At 73.4% G+C, this 3,408-nt stretch carries 3 protein-coding genes; 2 read left to right on the forward strand and 1 reads right to left on the reverse strand.

Annotated features, from left to right (window positions below):
* The first annotated feature begins 43 nt into the window (after positions 1-43).
* Both ACFXA3_RS38995 and ACFXA3_RS39000 read left to right on the forward strand, forming a co-directional pair.
* On the forward strand, positions 44-631 hold the full coding sequence (locus ACFXA3_RS38995; RefSeq protein WP_385195551.1) for a DUF4291 domain-containing protein: 588 nt from the start codon (positions 44-46) through the stop codon (positions 629-631).
* A 131-nt stretch (positions 632-762) separates the two neighbouring features.
* Positions 763-2,406 (forward strand): DNA repair helicase XPB, encoded by a 1,644-nt coding sequence (locus ACFXA3_RS39000; RefSeq protein WP_385195545.1) that lies wholly within the window; start codon positions 763-765, stop codon positions 2,404-2,406.
* On the opposite strand, the gene ACFXA3_RS39005 is transcribed toward ACFXA3_RS39000, so the two are convergent.
* Entirely contained in the window at positions 2,372-3,211 is an 840-nt protein-coding gene (locus ACFXA3_RS39005) for a glycosyltransferase family 87 protein (RefSeq protein WP_385195548.1), read from the reverse strand. The two genes, ACFXA3_RS39000 and ACFXA3_RS39005, sit on opposite strands and share 35 nt — an antisense overlap.
* Positions 3,212-3,408: the final 197 nt, after the last annotated feature.

Consider the following 3,408-nt stretch of genomic DNA (forward strand, 5'->3'; position numbering starts at 1 on the left):
CCGGGCCGGCAGATCCGCGCCCCCGGCCCCGGCCCCGGCGGCGGTGCCGGTACCGGACCGGCAGATCCGCGCCGCCCACACCGGGACCACGGTCACCGTCTACCAGGCGTACGCACCCCGGCTGGGGGTGCCCGCGGCCCGCGACGGCCGCTTCCCGCCCGCCTGGAAACGGGAGCGCATGACGTGGGTCAAGCCGTCGTTCCTGTGGATGATGTACCGCTGCGGCTGGGCCACGAAGGCCGACCAGGAGACGGTGCTGGCCGTCGAGATCACCCGCGAGGGCTTCGACCACGCACTGCGCCACGCCTGCCTGTCCCACTACGAACGCGGCACCCACGCCGACCACGAGGCCTGGCAGCGCGCGCTTCGCGAGGCCCCCGCCCGGGTCCAGTGGGACCCGGAGCGCGACCTGCACCTGAACCCGCTGGCCCACCGCTCCCTCCAGCTGGGCCTGTCCGGGCCGGCCTCGCGGGCGTACGCCGACGAGTGGACGGTCTCCATCCGCGACGTGACCCCACTGGCCCGGGAGATCCACGGCCTGCTCCGCTCGGGCGAACAGACCGCCGCGCGGTCCCTGCTCCCCGTGGAAACCCCGTACCCGGCAGGCCCGCTCCCGCACCTGGGCGCGTGACGGAGCCCCCAGGGGGGGGGTGGCCCGCAGGTGCTCCCGGTCAGAATCCCCCCGCCCGGGGGGCGATGCGGCAGACTGGAGGTTTGGCCGTCCGCGTCCGGGCAGCCACCCCACGCAGGAAAGGGACGTTTGTGAACGGGCCTCTCATCGTCCAGAGCGACAAGACACTCCTCCTCGAAGTCGACCACGAGCTCGCCGGTGCCGCGCGCCGCGCCATCGCCCCCTTCGCCGAGCTCGAACGGGCCCCCGAGCACATCCACACGTACCGGATCACCCCGCTCGGCCTGTGGAACGCCCGGGCCGCGGGGCACGACGCCGAGCAGGTCGTCGACGCGCTCGTCGAGTTCTCCCGCTACCCCGTCCCGCACGCGCTGCTCGTCGACGTCGCCGAGACCATGGCGCGCTACGGCCGCCTCACCCTCTCCAAGCACCCGGTGCACGGGCTGGTCCTGACCAGCACCGACCGGCCCGTGCTGGAGGAGATCCTGCGCTCCAAGCGGATCACCCCGCTGGTCGGGGCCCGGCTCGACCCCGACACGGTGGCCGTGCACCCTTCCGAGCGCGGGCAGATCAAGCAGACCCTGCTGAGGCTCGGCTGGCCCGCCGAGGACCTCGCCGGGTACGTCGACGGCGAGGCGCACCCGATCGACCTGGAGGAGAACGGCTGGGCGCTGCGGCCGTACCAGCAGCAGGCCGTCGAGGGCTTCTGGCACGGCGGCTCGGGCGTGGTCGTCCTGCCCTGCGGCGCCGGGAAGACGCTGGTCGGCGCCGGTGCCATGGCGAAGGCCAAGGCGACCACGCTGATCCTGGTCACGAACACGGTCTCGGCCCGGCAGTGGAAGCACGAGCTGGTCAAGCGGACCTCGCTGACGGAGGAGGAGATCGGCGAGTACTCCGGCACCCGCAAGGAGATCCGGCCGGTCACCATCGCCACCTACCAGGTCCTGACGACGAAGCGGAAGGGCGTCTACCCGCACCTGGAGCTGTTCGACTCCCGGGACTGGGGCCTGATCCTCTACGACGAGGTGCACCTGCTGCCGGCGCCGGTCTTCAAGTTCACCGCCGACCTCCAGGCCCGGCGGCGGCTCGGCCTGACCGCGACGCTGGTCCGCGAGGACGGCCGCGAGTCGGACGTGTTCTCGCTGATCGGCCCGAAGCGGTTCGACGCGCCGTGGAAGGAGATCGAGGCGCAGGGCTACATCGCCCCGGCGGACTGCGTCGAGGTCCGTGTGAACCTGACCGAGAGCGAGCGTCTGGCGTACGCGACCGCCGAGACGGAGGAGAAGTACCGCTTCTGCGCGACGACGGCGACGAAGCGGAAGGTCACCGAGGCGCTGGTGCGCAAGCACCAGGGCGAACAGACGCTGGTCATCGGGCAGTACATCGACCAGCTCGACGAACTCGGCGAGCACCTGGACGCGCCCGTCATCAAGGGCGAGACGTCCAACGCACAGCGGGAGAAGCTGTTCGACGCCTTCCGCGAGGGCGAGATCAGCGTGCTGGTGGTGTCGAAGGTCGCGAACTTCTCCATCGACCTGCCCGAGGCCACGGTCGCGATCCAGGTGTCCGGCACGTTCGGCTCCCGCCAGGAGGAGGCCCAGCGCCTGGGCCGCGTCCTGCGGCCGAAGGCGGACGGCCACGAGGCGCGGTTCTACTCGGTCGTCGCGCGCGACACGATCGACCAGGACTTCGCGGCCCACCGCCAGCGCTTCCTGGCCGAACAGGGCTACGCCTACCGGATCATGGACGCCGACGACATCCTGACGAGCGACTGACCGGCCCCGGGACCGGGGCCGGTGCCGCCCGCGTCCCGGGATCCTCGACGACGCGGACGTCCTGCTGTCCGAGGGGTGACCTGTGGACGGGGACCATGACGAGGTCGGGCTTCGGGGCCGGGTGGCGGCGGGCCGTCGCCACCCGGGCCAGGAGGGCGAGCAGCGGGACGCACCACACCCACAGGTGCGGCCAGTCCGGCAGCGGGACCCGGCCGGAGGCGGGCAGGTGCCGGGCCCAGAACTCGGCGGAGGCCTGCGGGAGCACCAGCAGCCCGAGCAGGACGGTCCCGGCGAAGGCGCCGAGGGCCGTCAGCCCGGCCCGGATCCGGCGGGTCAGCAGCAGGTACGGGATGAACAGCGCCGGGGTCAGGGTGATCCCGGCGGCGGTGCCCAGGGCGAAGCCCTTGCCGAGGGCGGCGCGGGGCCGGCTCAGGTCCCACAGGACCAGGCAGGCCAGCGCCAGGTTGATCTGTCCGGCGAGCAGGCTCTGGAACAGCGGCTCCACCCACAGCCCGGCGATCGTGGTGGCCAGGACGGGCCCGGGCCGGGCCCGCAGTCCCGCGAGGCGGCACGACATCAGGATCAGCAGGGCGAGCAGGCCTGCGTTGCCGAGGACGAACACGGCCTTCAGGACGGCGGCGGGCAGCCAGGCGGCGGGGGTGAACAGGATCGCCGCGAACGGCGGGTACCCGGTGGGGGGACGCCACTCGGCGCCGCTGAAGCCGTCGACGAGACCGTCGGCGACCGGGATCCGCATCACGATGCAGAGGACGCCGAGCACGAGGAGCGAGCCTGTGACCAGCACGCCGGACCAGGCTGACGTCGGGGGGCTGGGGTGGCGGCTCGGGGTCACGCGCGTGACCCTAGTGGATCAACGCGGCCCCTCCGCCGCTATCCGGCCAGCCCGCAGCGCGGCGCGGTCGGCTCGCGGCACGGCGGGGTCGGCTCGCGACGCGGCGGGGTCGGCTCGCGGCACGGCGGGGTCGGGGCGCGGCACGGCGG

The sequence above is a fragment of the Streptomyces sp. NPDC059456 genome (assembly GCF_042750055.1).
Classification (GTDB): Bacteria; Actinomycetota; Actinomycetes; order Streptomycetales; family Streptomycetaceae; genus Streptomyces.